The organism is Francisella sp. 19S2-4 (genome assembly GCF_036281795.1).
In the GTDB taxonomy this organism is placed as follows: Bacteria; Pseudomonadota; Gammaproteobacteria; order Francisellales; family Francisellaceae; genus Francisella.
Genome location: NZ_JAWUZH010000025.1, coordinates 15,752 through 31,685, shown reverse-complemented (window position 1 = coordinate 31,685; position 15,934 = coordinate 15,752). Strand labels below are relative to the sequence as shown.

The window sequence follows — 15,934 nt, the reverse complement described above, 5'->3', positions numbered from 1 at the left end:
TTAAGGCTAAGTTTTTACTAAAAATAGCAAAAATATTCCTATTCATAGAAATTGAAAGATTTATTCAACAGTCTTTACTATTATAAAATCGGTGTTTTAGCTATCTAAATGAGATAGAATGGCTAGGAAATAAGTACAGAAGGTTATGACTATGAATATATATGATAACTTTACGCAAACTATTGGAAAAACTCCATTAGTTAGATTGCTTAAAATAGAAAAACTATTTAATTTAAAGACTAAATTAGTTGCTAAAATGGAGTTTTTTAATCCATTATCATCTGTTAAAGATAGGGTAGCTCTTAATCTTATTGAAAATGCTGAAAAACTAGGTGAGATAAAGCCAGGAGTTACAACATTAATAGAGCCTACATCTGGTAATACTGGTATTGGATTATCATTTATCTCTGCAGCAAAGGGATATGATTTAATTATCACTATGCCAGAAAGTGTATCTATAGAAAGGCGTAAATTGATACAGCATTTTGGGGCAAAGCTTGTTTTGACGCCTGCTAGTGATGGTATGGCAGGAGCAGTTGCAAAAGCCAATGATTTATTAAAAGAGTATCAAGATAGTGTAATACTTGGTCAATTTACTAATTATGCTAATCCAGAAGTACACAAAAACTCAACTGCTTTAGAAATTTGGCATGATACGGATGGTGAGATAGATATCTTAGTTGCAGGTGTTGGTACGGGAGGTACTATTACAGGTGTTTCTGAAGTTTTAAAGCAAAAGAAGCCTGGTGTCAAAGCTATCGCTGTAGAGCCTAAGTCTAGTCCAGTATTATCTGGGGGTAAGCCTGGGCCGCATAAGATCCAAGGGATAGGAGCGGGTTTTATTCCAGAAATCTTAAACATATCTCTAATAGATGATATTGTGACTGTTAGTGATGAAGATGCTTTAGAGTATGCTCGTTTGGTGGCACATCAAGAAGGTATACCTGCTGGTATATCATCTGGTGCAGCATTAAAAGCTGCAATTGAAATAGCTCAGCGTGCTGAAAATAAAAATAAGTTGATTGTGGTTGTTTTTGCTTCTAGTGCTGAGAGGTATTTATCAACAGCTTTATTTAGTGATAACTAGATAGTATTTCTCTCAAAGACACTAAAGGTAAAGTCAAATTCATTTTTATCGTCTTTTTTGAATTGTTTATGACCTATGCGTTTATATTTAGATTCATCTCATTCTGGGAAAAATGCGTCAAGGTCACTCATTTCAGTATCAGCTTTAGTGATATATAGTCTATCAGCATACTCCAAAAATTCTTTGTAAATCTGCGCACCACCTATTACAAATATTTCATAATGAGGTTTTGATGTGGCAAAATTCAAAATGTCTAGAGTATTATTTATTATTAGGCATTTGTCTTGTTTGTATTCTTTATTTCTAGTTAGAATAATGTTTTTCCGATTAGGAAGAGGGTGACCAATGGATTCAAAAGTTTTTCTACCCATTATAATATAGTTGTTTTCTGTTATTTTTAGAAGTTTCTATACGTTTGCATATTTTTGCTTGACCTCAATATAACTTGAGGTAGTAAAATAATGAACTAACATTTTAAAATAAGGAATTTATATGGAATGCTTCGAAAAAGTAAGTAATGGTTTATCTTACTGTAATCCTAACTCAATCTATGATCCAACGGTTAATGCATATAGCCATTCAGTCTCTACTAATGGGAGTGGTGATATTGTATTTGTCTCAGGGCAGAGCGGTGGAGAAGGGTTAAACCACAAATTAAGCGATAGTTTTGAAACTCAAGTTCAAGAGGCTTTGAAAAATTTGCTATTAGTTTTAGGATCTCAAGATTTAAAGCCTGATGATGTGGCTAAGATCACGGTACTAATTGTAGATCATGATTTAGAGAAGTTAAAAATATGGACTAGAGAAGCACTAAAAGTGTGGAGTAAAGATAAGCTTCCAGCAAGTACTCTTATTCCCATTCCAAGATTAGCTCTAGATGGGATGCTTATTGAAGTTGATGCGGTTGCTTTTAAAAGACGTTAATTTAGGTGTGTATCGTAATGATTAGAAATTATGTTCTGCTTTTGGGTATAGGGGTTATCTGGGGATCACAGTTTATATTTCAGCAAGTAGCTGTTCAAGATATTCCTCCTGTATGGATTGGATTTGCGCGTTCATTCATTGGTTTTATGACTTTGTTTGTTATTTGTAAATATCTGAGGCTTAGAGGAGGGAGAAACTGGTTTATTTTTGGTGTTATCGGTTTCTTAGAGGCTACTGTTCCCTTTGTTTTGATTCCATGGGGACAGCAGTATGTTGATTCATCAATTACTGCGATACTTATAGCGACTGTAGCATTTTTTGCGACTATTCTATCACCAGTTATACTTAAAGAATCTAATATCAATTTTTTTAAAATATTAAGTGTTATTATTGGATTCGCTGGTTTAGTTATTCTATTTTTCCCAGATCTCTTTTCTGTTAAGAAGGCTTTTAATTTATGGGGGGTATTAGCTATTATTCTAGCAGCTGCGAGCTTTGCATGTTCTTTGTTGTGTATTAAGAAGTTTGGAGGTTCTTTACATCCTGTAGTATTGGCTCGTAACGTATTGGCTATGTCGAGTATTCAGTTATTTATTGTGGGTCTATTTATCTGTCCTAAGATTCATGCTCAACCTACTTTGCCTTCTGTTAGTGCTGTAGTATTTCTAGGAGTGATGTGTGCTGGGGTGGTGTATTTCTTGTTTATGAAATTAATACATGATGCGGGGCCTATTTTTGCTTCACTTACAAATTATTTAGTTCCTGCTGTCGGTGTTTTTATAGGTACGATAATCGCTCATGAATATATTTCTATTAATACTTGGGTAGCGTTGGCTACTATCTTTATAGCTCTAGCTGTAAATCAGATATCACCGCGTAAGCTTAAATTGTAATATGTCACTTCTCGTTATATAAATTTTGATTAATAATAATTGCTCCAGTTAATTTACTATCTTTATGTAGCTCGTCATCATTGTTATACATTGGGCATTGATCCATGGATAAGCATCCACATCCTATACATCCAAGTAAGAGGCTCTTTAAATTGTTTAAAGTCCTTATTTTATCTTCAAGTTCATTGTTTAGTATTGTTGCAAACTTTTGCCAATCTTTTTTGGTAGCAACATTGTTGTTGGGTAACTTTTTTAGGGCTATTTTTATGTCTTTTAGACTTATTCCTACATTTTGAGCAATTTTTATGACAGCTATTCTTCGTAATACATCTCTTGTATAACGTCTTTGATTGGCTTGATTTCTATTGCTATAGATTAGGCCCTTTTCTTCATAAAAATGAAGAGTTGATATGTTGATGCCAGCTCTTTTTGCAACTTCGCCAACGCTTAATTCATGTGATTTCATATGGGTGTAGAACGTATTTATATACGAGTTTAGCTTTATATTACATTTTTAGGATAGTTTTTAGTAGGGCCATTATTAGTATTAATTTTCAAACTTTTCAAAAACGCTAAAAGTAAAGTCAAACTCATTTTTATCATCTTTTTTGAACTCTTTATGACCTATGCGTTTATATTTAGATTCATCCCATTCTGGGAAAAATGCGTCAAGGTCACTCATTTCAGTATCAACTTTAGTGATATATAGTCTATCAGCATACTCCAAAAATTCTTTGTAAATCTGCGCACCACCTATTACAAATATTTCATAATGAGGTTTTGATGTGGCAAAGTTCAAAATGTCTTGAATACTGTTTATTATTAGACATTTTTCTTGTTTGTATTCTTTATCTCTAGTTAGAATTATATTTTTCCGATTGGGAAGAGGGCGGCCAATTGATTCAAAAGTTTTTCTACCCATTACAATATAATTATTTTCTGTTATTTTTTTGAAGTTTTTAAGATCTTCAGATAGCTTCCATGCTAGAGAGTTTTCTTTACCTATCCCAAGGTTCCTGTCATATGCGACTATTAATGAAATCATATTGCAATATATGTAATTTATAGTGTGTTTAATTCTATCATAATGATTTTAGGTAAATTAGGTTTTTGTGCTATTATTGCTGTATGGAGTACTTTCTTCGAGTTGGTTTATGAGTGAAGTATACATAACAAAGAAAAAATAGGTTTTTCTGTTGTTGAGCTTATGGTTGTTATTGCAATTATTGTCATAATTGCTGGTGTTACTATACCTATGTATTCCGAATATATTACAAAGACACAAATGGTAGATACTATTCATGCAAATGGCGGAGATAGAAGTGAAATCGCTGATTACTATCACGCTAATGGATCGTTTGGCTCTAAGGATGAGTTTGATTCATCTGAGTTTGCTCAAAGCTTTAATTCTACAGTTGCTGGCGAACATGCTCAGTCAAAAACTATAACTTGGTTGAGTGCTAATGCAGTGAGGGTTGATTATGTTAACAAATAAGGTTAAGGATATTTTTTTAGAGGGTAAAGTTTTAAAGCTAGTTTTAACTGCTACCTTCTTCATTTTTCTGATTTCTAAATTGGATGCAGAAGAAGGAGTGTCGTATATTATTACTGCAGGTAGTGGTTCAATACTTTATAGCTCTTGTGTTTCAACTGTTTCTTTATCAGGGTGTGAAAAGGCCTCTTCTATGGATGATCTTGAATCTAAGGTAAATTCTGCCAGCTCAGATCTTGGTTTAGACGGAGGTACTTCTGAAGGAAGTGGTTCTGAGAGCGGCAATGGAGGAGGCTCTGATAACTCATCAACGCCTAGTTGTAGTAGTTTAACTACTTACGAGACTTGTAGTGCACAATCAGGATGTATATGGTTTAGGGGGCAATGCTATATTTCTGGGGTATAATTTTTTATATGTAGACTTTTAATTTAATTTCTTTGAAATGTATTCATACCTAATCAAAAATAAATTTTTGTAATTTTTATATATCTTATGATAGAATAAGCAAGCTTATATTTTTAGATATAAGTAAATGTTTAATTAATAAATCATACACTTTATTTATACAATCTAACTTAACGGGTGTCGCTTGCGATGTTTGAGTTAGTGTAAAGTGTTAGATGTAACCCAAATATAAGGATTAATAAAATGTCTTTAATGAAAGAAATGTTATCTGCTGGTGTTCACTTCGGACACAAAAAAGCTTTCTGGAACCCACAAATGAATGAATACATTTTTGGTATTAACCATGGTGTACATATCATTAACTTAGAAAAAACAGTTCCTCTTTTCCAAGACGCTGTTAACTTTGTTGGCAAAACTGTTGCTAATGGTGGTAAAGTTCTTTTCGTTGGTACTAAAAGACAAGCTCAAGATATCATAGAAACTGAAGCTAAAAGATGTGGTATGCCATTTGTTAGTCATAGATGGTTAGGTGGTATGCTTACTAACTATAAAACAGTTAGACAATCTATCAAAAGATTAGCTCAGTTAGAAAAAATGAAAGAAGATGGTACTTTTGGTTCTTTAACTAAAAAAGAAATGCTTCAAAACTTAAGAACTATTGAGAAATTAGAAAAAGTTCTTGGTGGTATTAAAGAAATGGGTGGTATTCCTGATGCTATCGTTGTTATAGATAGTAACAAAGAGCATATTGCTATCCAAGAAGCTAAGAAACTTGGTATTAAAGTTGTAGCTATCGTAGATACAAATTCAAATCCTGATGATATTGATTATATCATTCCAGGTAATGATGATGCTGTTAAATCTATATCTTTCTATATGCAAAAATTTGCAGATGCTGTTATTGATGCGCAAGGTTTAGATAGAGCTATTGAAGCAAAAGCAGATGAAGCTGTAGAAGCTCAACAAGAAGCATAATAAAAAACAAGGATAATAAAACAATGTCAAATATTTCTGCTAAATTAGTAAAGGAACTTAGAGAAAGAACTGGTGCTGGCATGATGGAGTGTAAGAAGGCTCTAGTTGCTGCTGAAGGTGATATTGAAAAAGCTGCTGAAGATATGAGAATCTCAGGTCAAGCAAAAGCTGATAAAAAAGCTTCTCGTGTTGCTGCTGAAGGTGTTATCGAAGCTTATGCTGCTGATGGTAGAGCTGTATTGCTTGAGATCAACTCTGAAACAGATTTCGTTGCTAGAGATGATAGTTTTAAAGCGTTTGCAAAAGAAGCTGTAAAAGCTGCTCATGCTGCTAATGCAAAAACTATCGAAGAAGTTTTAGCTGCTAAAATATCAACGGGTGAAACTGTTGATGAAGCTAGAAAATCTCTAATTGCTAAAATTGGTGAAAATATCCAAGTGCGTAGAGTTAAAGCTATCGAAGCTGGCAATTTAGGTGCTTATGTTCATGGTGGTAGAATTGGCGTAGTTGCTGCTCTAGAGGGCGGTGATGAAGAATTAGCTAAAGATATTGCTATGCATGTAACTGCTGCTAATCCTCAATACGTTAACCCTGAAGATGTTCCTGCAGATGTTGTAGAGAAAGAAAAATCTATTCAGATTGAGATTGCTATACAGTCTGGTAAGCCAAAAGAAATCGCTGAAAAAATGGTTATTGGCCGTATGAAGAAGTTTACTGGTGAAGTTAGCTTAACTGGTCAAGCTTTTGTTAAAGACCCTGGCATGTTAGTTGAAAAACTAGTTAAAGATAAGGGTGCGAAAGTAATCAACTTTATTCGTTTAGATGTTGGTGAAGGTATCGAGAAAAAAGAAGAAGACTTCGCAGCAGAGGTGATGAGCCAAATTAAAGGTTAATATATGTCTAATGATTCGTTAGAATGTTCTCAAAAATCTCCGAAACTTAAGAGAATTCTTCTTAAGTTGAGTGGAGAATCTTTATCTGCAGACCAAGGTTTTGGAATAAATGTTGAATCTGCAAAGCCTATTATAGATCAAATTAAAACTCTAACTAAACAAGGTGTAGAGCTTGCTATAGTTGTTGGTGGTGGTAATATCTTGCGTGGCGGTAGAGCTAATTTTGGAGATAAGATTAGAAGAGCTACTGCAGACTCAATGGGTATGATTGCTACGATGATTAATGCTTTAGCTTTACGTGATATGCTTATTAGTGAAAATGTTGACGCAGAAGTCTTTTCGGCTAAAGGCGTTGATGGTTTGCTTAAGGTGGCTAGTGCTCATGAGTTTAATCAGTCTCTGGCTGCTGGTAAGGTTTTAGTTTTCGCAGGTGGTACTGGTAACCCATTTGTAACTACAGATACTACAGCAAGTTTAAGAGCTGTCGAGATCGGTGCAGATGCTTTACTAAAGGCTACGACTGTTGATGGTGTATACGATAAAGATCCTAATAAACATTCAGATGCGAAGCGCTTTGAGAAAATTACCTTTTCAGAAGTGGTAGCAAAAGAGTTAAGTGTTATGGATTTGGGAGCTTTTACTCAATGTAGAGATTTTGGTATTCCAATATATGTGTTTGATTTGACGCAGTCTAATGCTTTGGTTGATGCTGTTGTTGAATCTAAGCATGGTACTTGGGTTACTTTGGACTAAATTAATTTTTTTAAAGGATTATTTATTATGATAAATGAAATTCTAAAAGATGCTGAAAGTAGAATGAACAAATCTCTAGAAGTTTTGGCTCATGATTTGGCAAAAATCAGAACTGGGCGTGCTCATCCTGATATATTGGCTCATGTAACTATTGATTATTATGGTTCAGCTACGCCTATTACTCAGGTTGCTAACGTAAATGTTCTAGATGCGAGAACTCTTGGTATTACACCATGGGAGAAGGGTCTTTCGGGGCAAATTGAAAAAGCTATTATAACTTCAGATCTTGGTCTTAATCCTACGAACCTAGGAGACTCTTTAAGAGTGCCTATGCCTGCATTAAACGAAGAAAGAAGAAGAGAGCTGGTTAAACTAGTTAAATCTGAAACAGAAAGTGGTAGGGTTTCTATTAGAAATATCCGCCGTGATGCTAATAGTGATATTAAAGAGCTTCTTAAAGAAAAAGAAATAACTGAAGATGAAGCAAAAAGAGCAGAAGATAGTATTCAGAAGATTACTGATAAGATGATTGCTCAAGCTGATGCTTTGGCTGTTAAAAAAGAGCAAGATTTGATGGAAGTCTAATCATCAAATATCTAAATTTATTTTTCTATTTTATAGTTTCACTTGTTTTGGTGAGTCTTATTTTAAAGTTTTGCTGTAAGTTTATTAAAACTTAAAATTTTTTTGAGGTTATTGATCTTTATCTGCAGTAACATTCATTGTTTTTCTGTTGTGTTTAAATATTATTATTCTCCTTAGAGTTAATTTTTGAGAGATTAAATGTCAAATAATAATATTGAAAATAAGCGAGTAGCTGTAGATGAGATTTTGTATCATACTAAATTGAGCCAGCAGATGATAGAAAGTACTGATGTTGCGATACTTCCTGGAGATCCTGGGCGAGTGAAATTACCTTGCTGATATATTAGATAGAGATAATAGATTTCTTGCAAGTAATAGAGAGTATACTTCTCACTTATGTAGAGTTGGTGAAATAAAAGTATTGATTGTGTCGACTGGTATGGGTGGGCCATCTGTGGCAATAGGGATCGAAGAGTTGGCAATGATTGGTATTAAGAAATTTATACGTGTAGGTACGTGTGGAACTATTCAAGAACATATAAATATTGGAGATCTAATATTAACCACAGCTTCAGTTCGTCTTGATGGTACGTCTGTGCATTATGCTCCTATTGAATATCCTGCAGTTGCAAGTTTTAGGTTAAATAATAGTTTATTTGAGGCTGCAAAGAATTTAGGTATAAAAATTCACACAGGCATTACAGGCTCATCAGATACATTTTATCCTGGTCAGGAAAGACTTGATAGTTATAGTGGCTGTGTTAGAAATCATTTTAAGAATTCTGTTTCAGAGTGGCGTAAATTGAATGTTTTAAACTTAGAAATGGAGTCTTCAGCTTTGCTAACAGTGTGTTCTGTTTTTGGATTGGATGCTAGTTGTATTTGTATGGTTGCAGCAAAACGTACCGTGTCAGAAGAGCTAGATACTAGTAAATATGCTGAAGGTATGGGACAAATTATTAAGATAATTGAAAGTAGCATTAGATCTGGTTTGTAGTGATTGAGAGATATTGATATCTTAGCCCTTGTAATTCTTACTTTTCTTTCTTATTATTTACCTAGTTTAATTTTATTCTAATTGATTTATGATCTTGGCTAAGAAAAATGTTCTTAGACATATTGCCATAATTATGGATGGTAATGGTAGGTGGGCTAAAAGTAGATTAAAGCCAAGAATTTTTGGGCATAGGAATGCTATATCAAGTGTTGATGCTTCTATAGAGTATTGCGCTGAAAATGGTATTGAGGTCTTAACTCTTTTTGCTTTTGGTAGGGATAATTGGTTAAGACCTGCCCAAGAAGTTGAAGATTTGATGGATCTTTTTTGTAAAACGTTAAAAGATAAGACTCCTAAGTTACATAAGAATAATATATCGTTAAAAGTTGTTGGTGATAAATCAAGGCTTTCATCAAAGCTTTTAAGTATAATTGCTGAGAGCGAATCTCTAACGAGTCAAAATACTGGTTTAGAATTGAGGTTGGCGGTTGATTATGCTGGTAGGTGGGATATTGTAGAGGCTACTAAGGCTATAGTTGCAGATGTTCAAAAGGAAAAAATCTTACAGGCTGATATAACTGAGCAGAAGTTTGGTCAATATTTATTGGCAGGTCAGATACCTGTGGATTTGCTTATAAGGACTAGTGGAGAGGTGCGCTTAAGTGATTTTATGTTATGGCAGTTAGCATATGCTGAGATGTATTTTACTGATGTTATGTGGCCAGATTTTTCCAAAAAAGAGTTGGCTAAAGCGGTGGAGTATTTTTATTCTCGTCAGAGAAGATTTGGTAAAAGTGGCGAGCAGATTTAAGTAAGAGGGATTTATGAAAGAAAGGATTGTAACTGGTATTGTACTTGTAGTAGTGGTGTTTGCATTTTTGTTATATGCATCTGATTATTTATTTGGTGTGGGAGTTTTCTTTGTTGCACTATTATCTGCTTATGAATGGGTGAAGTTAGCGAAAGTTAATCAAGATGCTATGGTGAAGTATCTTATGGTGTTTGCAATTGTAGCCATTTTAGTTTCTGAATTCTTTATTTACTTACAGTATATTTTCCCTATATTTTGGTTATATGCAATATTTAAGCTAAGTCAGTATGAGCGTGAAAAGATAAATACTATTTCAGCTAATGAGATTCTTGTTATGGGAGTGTTTGCTATAGCTCCTTTTGCAGCTTGCTTATATGTGTTGCATAGTAATAATGTGGCATGGATATTTATGTTTATACTTGTTGTTGCCGCGGCTGATAGTGGCGCATACTTTACAGGGAAGGCTGTTGGTAAGCGTAAGATGCTTCCTAGATTGAGTCCAAATAAGACTATTGAAGGGCTTCTTGGTGGGATGATTTGTGCAATTGTAGTGGCTGTGATATTTCTTTTATATATGGGTTTGAGTCCTTTAGAGTATGTCTATATGATATTGATATCAGCTCTCGTAGCAGTATTGTCTGTTGTTGGTGATGTGTTTGAGAGTATGATGAAGCGTATTGCAGGAGTTAAAGATAGTGGTAATATTTTGCCAGGACATGGTGGGGTGCTTGATAGATTGGATGGTTATATGCCTGCGTTGCCAGTGTTTGTGTTATTGGGTTATCTTGCTGGCGTATTTGTTTTATAGAGGTTTTTATGAATATTGAACTTAAGTTTTTAAATAAAGAAATTGTTAAAGAGTTACCTAGTTATGGTACAAAAGGTTCTGCAGCAGTTGATTTGCAAGCGTGTGTCTCTGAAAGTGTGTTTTTAAAGCCAGGAGAGTGTAAACTTATAGGTTCTGGTGTTGCTATTAATATTGCTGATCCGGGTTATGCGGCTATGATTCTACCAAGATCTGGGTTGGGGCATAAAAAGGGCTTGGTGCTTGGAAATGGTACTGGTCTTATAGATTCTGATTATCAAGGTGAACTAAAGGTCTCTTGTTTTAATCGTTCTCAGGAAGTTATAGAAATAGAGCCATTAATGAGATTTGCTCAACTTGTGATTGTGCCTGTTGTCCAAGCAACTTTTAATGTTGTTGAGGAGTTCTCAGAAGAAACTGCTAGAGCTGTTGGTGGTTTTGGTCATACTGGAGTTTAGGTTTTATGTTTTTTAATATACCAAATATTTTAACTTTTGGGCGTTTGGCGTTAATTCCTTTTATTGTGATATGTTATTATCTTGATTTCCATCATCATCATGGGATTACGGCTACACTATTTTTACTAGGTGCCGCTACTGATTGGTTAGATGGTTATTTGGCTCGTAAGTGGCAACAGACAAGTAAATTAGGGGCTTTTTTGGATCCTGTTGCTGACAAGCTTATTGTTGCTACGGCACTTTGTTTATTTGTTGAGATGTATCCTTATTGGTGGGCAACTATACCAGCTATTGTTATGATATGTCGCGAGATTTTAGTGTCGGCTTTGCGCGAGTGGATGGCTGAATTAGGGCAGCGTAGTGTTGTCAAGGTTGGTATTTGGGGTAAAGTTAAAACTACTGCTCAGATGGCAGCATTATTTATATTTTTAATTAAACCTGCAATAGACTTTAGGCACTCTATTGATTATGCAAGCTTTAATACGTGGTTTATATTTCTGGGATTCTTGATGTTATATGTGGCTGTTATATTAACTGTTTACTCAATGTGTAATTACCTATATGTTGCGTTTAAATCAGTTTTTGGCAATTCTAATAAGTAATACTTTTTCTTTTCTTTTCTTTGCTTTTTTGTTATTATGTCTGTCTAATGCTATTTTTGCATAGGTTTTCTTGTGCCTGGCATTTGAAATTATTTAAAATCAAAAACTGATAAAAAAACGGAGAATAATAACTAATGGCAACTATAAATCAGTTGGTGAACAACCCTCGCAAGAGATCGGTTGTTAAGTCTAAGGTTCCTGCGTTGAAGGCTTGTCCTCAAAGAAGAGGTGTTTGTACGAGAGTTTATACTACAACTCCTAAGAAGCCTAACTCAGCACTTAGAAAAGTAGCTCGTGTAAGATTAACGAGTGGATTTGAGGTAACAAGTTACATTGGTGGTGAAGGCCATAACCTACAAGAGCATAGTGTTGTGCTTATTAGAGGTGGTAGGGTTAAAGATTTACCAGGTGTGCGTTACCACATCGTTAGGGGTGCTTTAGATACTTCAGGTGTTAATAATCGTAAGCACGGTCGTTCTAAGTATGGTACGAAGCGTCCTAAGTCTTAGTTTGTGTTTAAAATTTAACATTTGAAAAAGGTGTAAAAATGTCTAGAAGAAATAGAGCTCCTAAAAGAGATATTTTACCTGATCCTAAATATAAGAGTCAGGTTGTTGCTAAATTCGTTAACCATATTATGCTAGATGGTAAAAAGTCAGTAGCAGAAAAAATTGTTTATGGTGCGTTTGATAAGATTAAAGCAAAAGATGCTTCAGTTAGTGAAGTTGAGGTTTTTGAAAATGCGTTAGAAAGTGTTAGCCCTATGGTTGAGGTTAAATCTCGTCGTGTTGGTGGTGCTACATATCAAGTTCCTGTAGAAGTTAGACCAGAGCGTCGTCAAACTTTGGGTATGAGATGGATAATTGATGCTGCGCGTAAGAGAAAAGAAAATACTATGGGTGATAGAGTTGCTGCGGAAATTCTAGAAGCTGTAGAAGGTAGAGGCGCTGCTGTCAAGAAGAGAGAAGATACTCATAAGATGGCTGAAGCTAACAAAGCATTTGCTCACTTTAGATGGTAATAGGAGAATAGAAAATGCCTCGTAAAACAGCTTTAGAAAAATATAGAAATATTGGTATCTGTGCTCACGTTGACGCAGGTAAAACAACTACTACAGAGCGTATTCTATTCTATACTGGTCTTTCTCATAAGATTGGTGAGGTGCATGATGGTGCTGCTACTATGGATTGGATGGAGCAGGAGCAAGAAAGAGGTATTACAATTACTTCAGCTGCTACGACTACTTTCTGGTCTGGTATGGATCAGCAGTTTCCAGAGCATCGTATAAATATTATTGACACTCCAGGTCACGTTGACTTTACTATTGAAGTAGAGCGTTCTCTTCGTGTACTAGATGGTGCAGTTGTTGTGTTTTGTGGTTCATCAGGTGTTGAGCCTCAGTCAGAGACTGTATGGCGTCAAGCTAACAAATATGGTGTTCCAAGAATCGTATTTGTAAACAAGATGGATAGATCTGGTGCTGACTTTGAAAGAGTATGTGGCCAAATTAGAACAAGGCTAAAAGCAAACGTTGTTCCTGTTCAATTAAACATTGGTGCAGAAGAAGACTTTAAAGGTGTTGTAGATCTTATCAAAATGAAAGCTATCATGTGGAATGAGGAAGACATGGGTCTTACTTATGAGCTTGTTGATATTCCTGCTAATCTTCAAGATAGAGCGGAAGAGCTTCGTATGGAGATGATCGAAGCGGCTGCTGAATCATCAGAAGAGCTTATGGAAAAATACCTTGAAGAAGGTGAGCTTTCTAATGATGAAATTAAACAAGGTTTACGCATAAGAGTTCTTAATAATGAGATTGTTCTTGCGTTTTGCGGTTCAGCTTTTAAAAACAAAGGTGTACAAGCTGTTCTTGATGGTGTTGTTGAGTACTTGCCAGCTCCAAACCAGGTTCCTGCTATTAAGTGTGAGACTGAAGATGGTGAGCCAGCTTCTAGATCTTCATCTGATGATGAGCCGTTTGCAGCTTTAGCATTTAAACTTGCTACAGATCCATTTGTTGGTAACTTAACATTTATTCGTGTTTACTCTGGTGTACTTAAGTCTGGTGATGCTGTTTATAATCCTGTTAAGGGTAAGAAAGAGCGTGTAGGTCGTATCGTTCAGATGCATGCAAATAAGCGTGAAGAAATTAAAGAAGTTCGTGCTGGTGATATTGCGGCCTGTATCGGTTTGAAAGATGTGACTACGGGTGATACTCTTTGTGATCTTGATAAGCCTGTAATTCTTGAGAGAATGGATTTCCCTGAGCCAGTTATTTCTGTTGCTGTTGAGCCAAAAACTAAGGCTGACCAGGAGAAAATGTCTATAGCTTTAGGTAAGTTAGCTGCAGAGGATCCATCTTTCAGAGTTAAGACTGATGAAGAGTCTGGTCAAACAATTATTTCTGGTATGGGTGAGCTTCACTTGGATATCATTGTTGATCGTATGAGACGTGAATTTAAGGTTGAGGCTAATGTAGGTAACCCACAAGTTGCTTATAGAGAGACTATTCGTGGTACTGTTGAGCAAAATAGTAAGTTTGTTCGTCAGTCAGGTGGTCGTGGTCAGTATGGTCATGTAGTGGTTAAATTTGAACCATTAGAGATTTCTAAAAATGAAGCTGGTGAAGAAAAAATCTTTGAATTCGTTGATGAGATCGTTGGTGGTGTAATTCCTAAAGAATTTATTGGTCCTGTATCAAAAGGTATAGAAGAGCAAATGACTAATGGTGTATTAGCTGGCTATCCTATGATTGGTGTTAAAGCTACTTTATTTGATGGATCTTACCATGATGTTGACTCATCTGAGATGGCGTTTAAGATAGCTGGTTCTATGGCTCTTAAAGAAGGTGCTAAGAAGGCTAATGCGTGTATACTTGAGCCAATCATGAAGGTTGAAGTTGTAACTCCAGAAGATTATCTTGGTGATGTTATGGGTGACCTTAACAGAAGAAGAGGTATTATCGAAGGCATGGATGAAAACCCAAGTGGTAGAGTAGTTAGTGCTTTAGTTCCTCTTGCAGAAATGTTTGGTTATGCTACTAATGTTCGTTCAATGAGCCAAGGTAGAGCATCTTTCTCTATGGAGTTTAATAAGTATGCAGAAGTACCAAATAACATTGCTGATGAAATCATCAAATCACGTAATTCATAATTAAAAGGATAAAATTAAAATGGCTATAAATAATCAACGTATTAGAATTAGATTAAAAGCCTTTGATCATAAGCTTATCGATGTTTCAACTCAAGAAATCGTTGATACTGCTAAGAAAACAGGGGCTCAAGTTAAAGGACCTATTCCTTTACCAGTACGTAAAGAAAAATTCACAATTCTTATTTCTCCTCATGTAAATAAGAAGGCAAGAGATCAGTATGAAATCAGAACTCACAAGAGATTGATTGATATTGTTGAGCCTACAGATAAGACTGTAGATGCTTTAATGAAGCTAGATTTGGCATCAGGTGTTGATGTTCAGATCAGTTTAAGCTAATATATACGTTACTTTTTTGAAGAAACTCAAAAATGTAATTAAATTAGGTCTCTGTGGTCAATCGTAATCACAGGGTTAATATAATAATAATAGAGGATTAAATATGTCTTTAGGATTAGTTGGTCGCAAATGTGGTATGACTCGTATTTTTACTGAAGATGGTGTTTCTATTCCTGTAACAGTAGTTCAAGTTGAGCCTAATAAAGTTACTCAAGTTAAAACTACAGAAACAGACGGATATAATGCTATTCAAGTAACTACTGGTTTCAAAAAGCGTTCTAATGTAAATAAACCTGTAGCTGGACACTATGCGAAAGCTGGTGTAGAGCCTGGAAGAGGGTTGTGGGAATTCGCTATCGATAATGCTTCTGAATATGAGGTTGGTTCATCTGTAGATGCTACTATGTTTGAAGCAGGTCAGAAAGTGGATGTTAGAGGTGTGTCTAAAGGTAAAGGTTTTCAAGGCGGTATTAAGCGTCATAACTTTTCTATGCAAGATGCAACTCACGGTAACTCACGTTCTCATAGAGTTCATGGTTCTACTGGTCAAAACCAGACTCCTGGTAGAGTGTTCAAGAACAAGAAAATGGCTGGGCACATGGGTAGCGAGAATGTTACTATTCAGTCTCTTGAGGTTGTAAGAGTGGACGCGGAAAATGGTTTATTACTTTTGAAAGGTGGTATCCCAGGTTCGGTTGGTGGTGATATTGTTATTACTCCAGCAGTTAAGAATTAGTAGATAAATTATTAAATACCGGAGATT

General features: G+C 35.2%; 20 protein-coding genes and 2 pseudogenes. 19 read left to right on the top strand and 3 right to left on the bottom strand.

Annotated elements, in window-relative coordinates; translation table 11 throughout:
• Positions 1–151 precede the first annotated feature (151 nt).
• The gene (gene cysK, locus R8535_RS06830; RefSeq protein WP_329497754.1) at positions 152–1,087 is read left to right on the top strand and encodes a cysteine synthase A; all 936 of its coding nucleotides are present in this window, start codon (positions 152–154) and stop codon (positions 1,085–1,087) included.
• On the opposite strand, the pseudogene R8535_RS06825 reads toward cysK, so the two are convergent.
• Positions 1,084–1,485, bottom strand: a pseudogene (locus R8535_RS06825) (dihydrofolate reductase); the annotation flags it as partial. The gene cysK and the pseudogene R8535_RS06825 overlap by 4 nt on opposite strands.
• 94 nt (positions 1,486–1,579) lie before the next feature.
• Between R8535_RS06825 and R8535_RS06820 the strand changes: the two are divergent.
• Complete coding sequence (locus R8535_RS06820) at positions 1,580–2,011, top strand: RidA family protein (protein WP_329497752.1); 432 nt, start codon at positions 1,580–1,582, stop codon at positions 2,009–2,011.
• A 17-nt stretch (positions 2,012–2,028) separates the two neighbouring features.
• The gene (locus R8535_RS06815) at positions 2,029–2,904 is read left to right on the top strand and encodes a DMT family transporter (RefSeq protein ID WP_329497750.1); all 876 of its coding nucleotides are present in this window, start codon (positions 2,029–2,031) and stop codon (positions 2,902–2,904) included.
• Between the two features lie 4 nt (positions 2,905–2,908).
• Here R8535_RS06815 and soxR read toward each other — a convergent pair whose 3' ends face one another.
• Together soxR and R8535_RS06805 are read right to left on the bottom strand one after the other, a co-directional pair.
• Positions 2,909–3,370, bottom strand: coding sequence for a redox-sensitive transcriptional activator SoxR (gene soxR / locus R8535_RS06810; RefSeq protein ID WP_329497748.1), 462 nt, complete (start codon positions 3,368–3,370; stop codon positions 2,909–2,911).
• A gap of 81 nt (positions 3,371–3,451) precedes the next feature.
• Positions 3,452–3,949: a dihydrofolate reductase gene (locus R8535_RS06805; protein ID WP_329497746.1), complete on the bottom strand. Its 498-nt coding sequence runs from the start codon at positions 3,947–3,949 to the stop codon at positions 3,452–3,454.
• A gap of 162 nt (positions 3,950–4,111) precedes the next feature.
• Between R8535_RS06805 and R8535_RS06800 the strand changes: the two genes are divergently transcribed.
• From R8535_RS06800 to rplC, 16 genes and pseudogenes are all read left to right on the top strand, one after another.
• Complete coding sequence (locus R8535_RS06800; protein WP_442902167.1) at positions 4,112–4,399, top strand: hypothetical protein; 288 nt, start codon at positions 4,112–4,114, stop codon at positions 4,397–4,399.
• Entirely contained in the window at positions 4,386–4,802 is a 417-nt protein-coding gene (locus R8535_RS06795) for a hypothetical protein (protein ID WP_329497745.1), read from the top strand. Before R8535_RS06800 ends, R8535_RS06795 begins: the two co-directional genes overlap by 14 nt.
• Before the next feature lie 243 nt (positions 4,803–5,045).
• On the top strand, positions 5,046–5,777 hold the full coding sequence (gene rpsB / locus R8535_RS06790; protein WP_329497743.1) for a 30S ribosomal protein S2: 732 nt from the start codon (positions 5,046–5,048) through the stop codon (positions 5,775–5,777).
• A gap of 23 nt (positions 5,778–5,800) precedes the next feature.
• Positions 5,801–6,670, top strand: a complete 870-nt coding sequence (gene tsf, locus R8535_RS06785; protein WP_329497741.1) for a translation elongation factor Ts — start codon at positions 5,801–5,803, stop codon at positions 6,668–6,670.
• Positions 6,671–6,673: 3 nt separating this feature from the next.
• Positions 6,674–7,423, top strand: a complete 750-nt coding sequence (gene pyrH / locus R8535_RS06780) for a UMP kinase (RefSeq protein WP_329497740.1) — start codon at positions 6,674–6,676, stop codon at positions 7,421–7,423.
• Positions 7,424–7,450: 27 nt separating this feature from the next.
• Positions 7,451–8,008, top strand: coding sequence for a ribosome recycling factor (gene frr / locus R8535_RS06775; protein ID WP_329497738.1), 558 nt, complete (start codon positions 7,451–7,453; stop codon positions 8,006–8,008).
• Between the two features lie 198 nt (positions 8,009–8,206).
• A pseudogene (udp, locus tag R8535_RS06770) lies at positions 8,207–9,005 on the top strand (uridine phosphorylase).
• Positions 9,006–9,093: 88 nt separating this feature from the next.
• Positions 9,094–9,816, top strand: a complete 723-nt coding sequence (uppS, locus tag R8535_RS06765) for a polyprenyl diphosphate synthase (protein ID WP_329497736.1) — start codon at positions 9,094–9,096, stop codon at positions 9,814–9,816.
• A 13-nt stretch (positions 9,817–9,829) separates the two neighbouring features.
• Positions 9,830–10,624, top strand: coding sequence for a phosphatidate cytidylyltransferase (locus R8535_RS06760; RefSeq protein ID WP_329497734.1), 795 nt, complete (start codon positions 9,830–9,832; stop codon positions 10,622–10,624).
• An 8-nt stretch (positions 10,625–10,632) separates the two neighbouring features.
• Positions 10,633–11,079: a dUTP diphosphatase gene (gene dut / locus R8535_RS06755; RefSeq protein ID WP_329497733.1), complete on the top strand. Its 447-nt coding sequence runs from the start codon at positions 10,633–10,635 to the stop codon at positions 11,077–11,079.
• A 5-nt stretch (positions 11,080–11,084) separates the two neighbouring features.
• The gene (gene pgsA, locus R8535_RS06750) at positions 11,085–11,681 is read left to right on the top strand and encodes a CDP-diacylglycerol--glycerol-3-phosphate 3-phosphatidyltransferase (protein ID WP_329497731.1); all 597 of its coding nucleotides are present in this window, start codon (positions 11,085–11,087) and stop codon (positions 11,679–11,681) included.
• A 134-nt stretch (positions 11,682–11,815) separates the two neighbouring features.
• Complete coding sequence (rpsL, locus tag R8535_RS06745; RefSeq protein ID WP_003035357.1) at positions 11,816–12,190, top strand: 30S ribosomal protein S12; 375 nt, start codon at positions 11,816–11,818, stop codon at positions 12,188–12,190.
• Positions 12,191–12,228: 38 nt separating this feature from the next.
• On the top strand, positions 12,229–12,702 hold the full coding sequence (gene rpsG, locus R8535_RS06740; RefSeq protein ID WP_329497729.1) for a 30S ribosomal protein S7: 474 nt from the start codon (positions 12,229–12,231) through the stop codon (positions 12,700–12,702).
• Positions 12,703–12,716: 14 nt separating this feature from the next.
• Positions 12,717–14,834 (top strand): elongation factor G, encoded by a 2,118-nt coding sequence (fusA, locus tag R8535_RS06735; protein WP_329497727.1) that lies wholly within the window; start codon positions 12,717–12,719, stop codon positions 14,832–14,834.
• 19 nt (positions 14,835–14,853) lie between these two features.
• The gene (gene rpsJ / locus R8535_RS06730) at positions 14,854–15,171 is read left to right on the top strand and encodes a 30S ribosomal protein S10 (RefSeq protein ID WP_088771920.1); all 318 of its coding nucleotides are present in this window, start codon (positions 14,854–14,856) and stop codon (positions 15,169–15,171) included.
• 103 nt (positions 15,172–15,274) lie between these two features.
• Positions 15,275–15,907 carry a 50S ribosomal protein L3 gene (gene rplC / locus R8535_RS06725; RefSeq protein WP_329497725.1) on the top strand — a complete coding sequence of 211 codons (633 nt, stop codon included), beginning with the start codon at positions 15,275–15,277 and terminating at the stop codon, positions 15,905–15,907.
• Positions 15,908–15,934 lie beyond the last annotated feature (27 nt).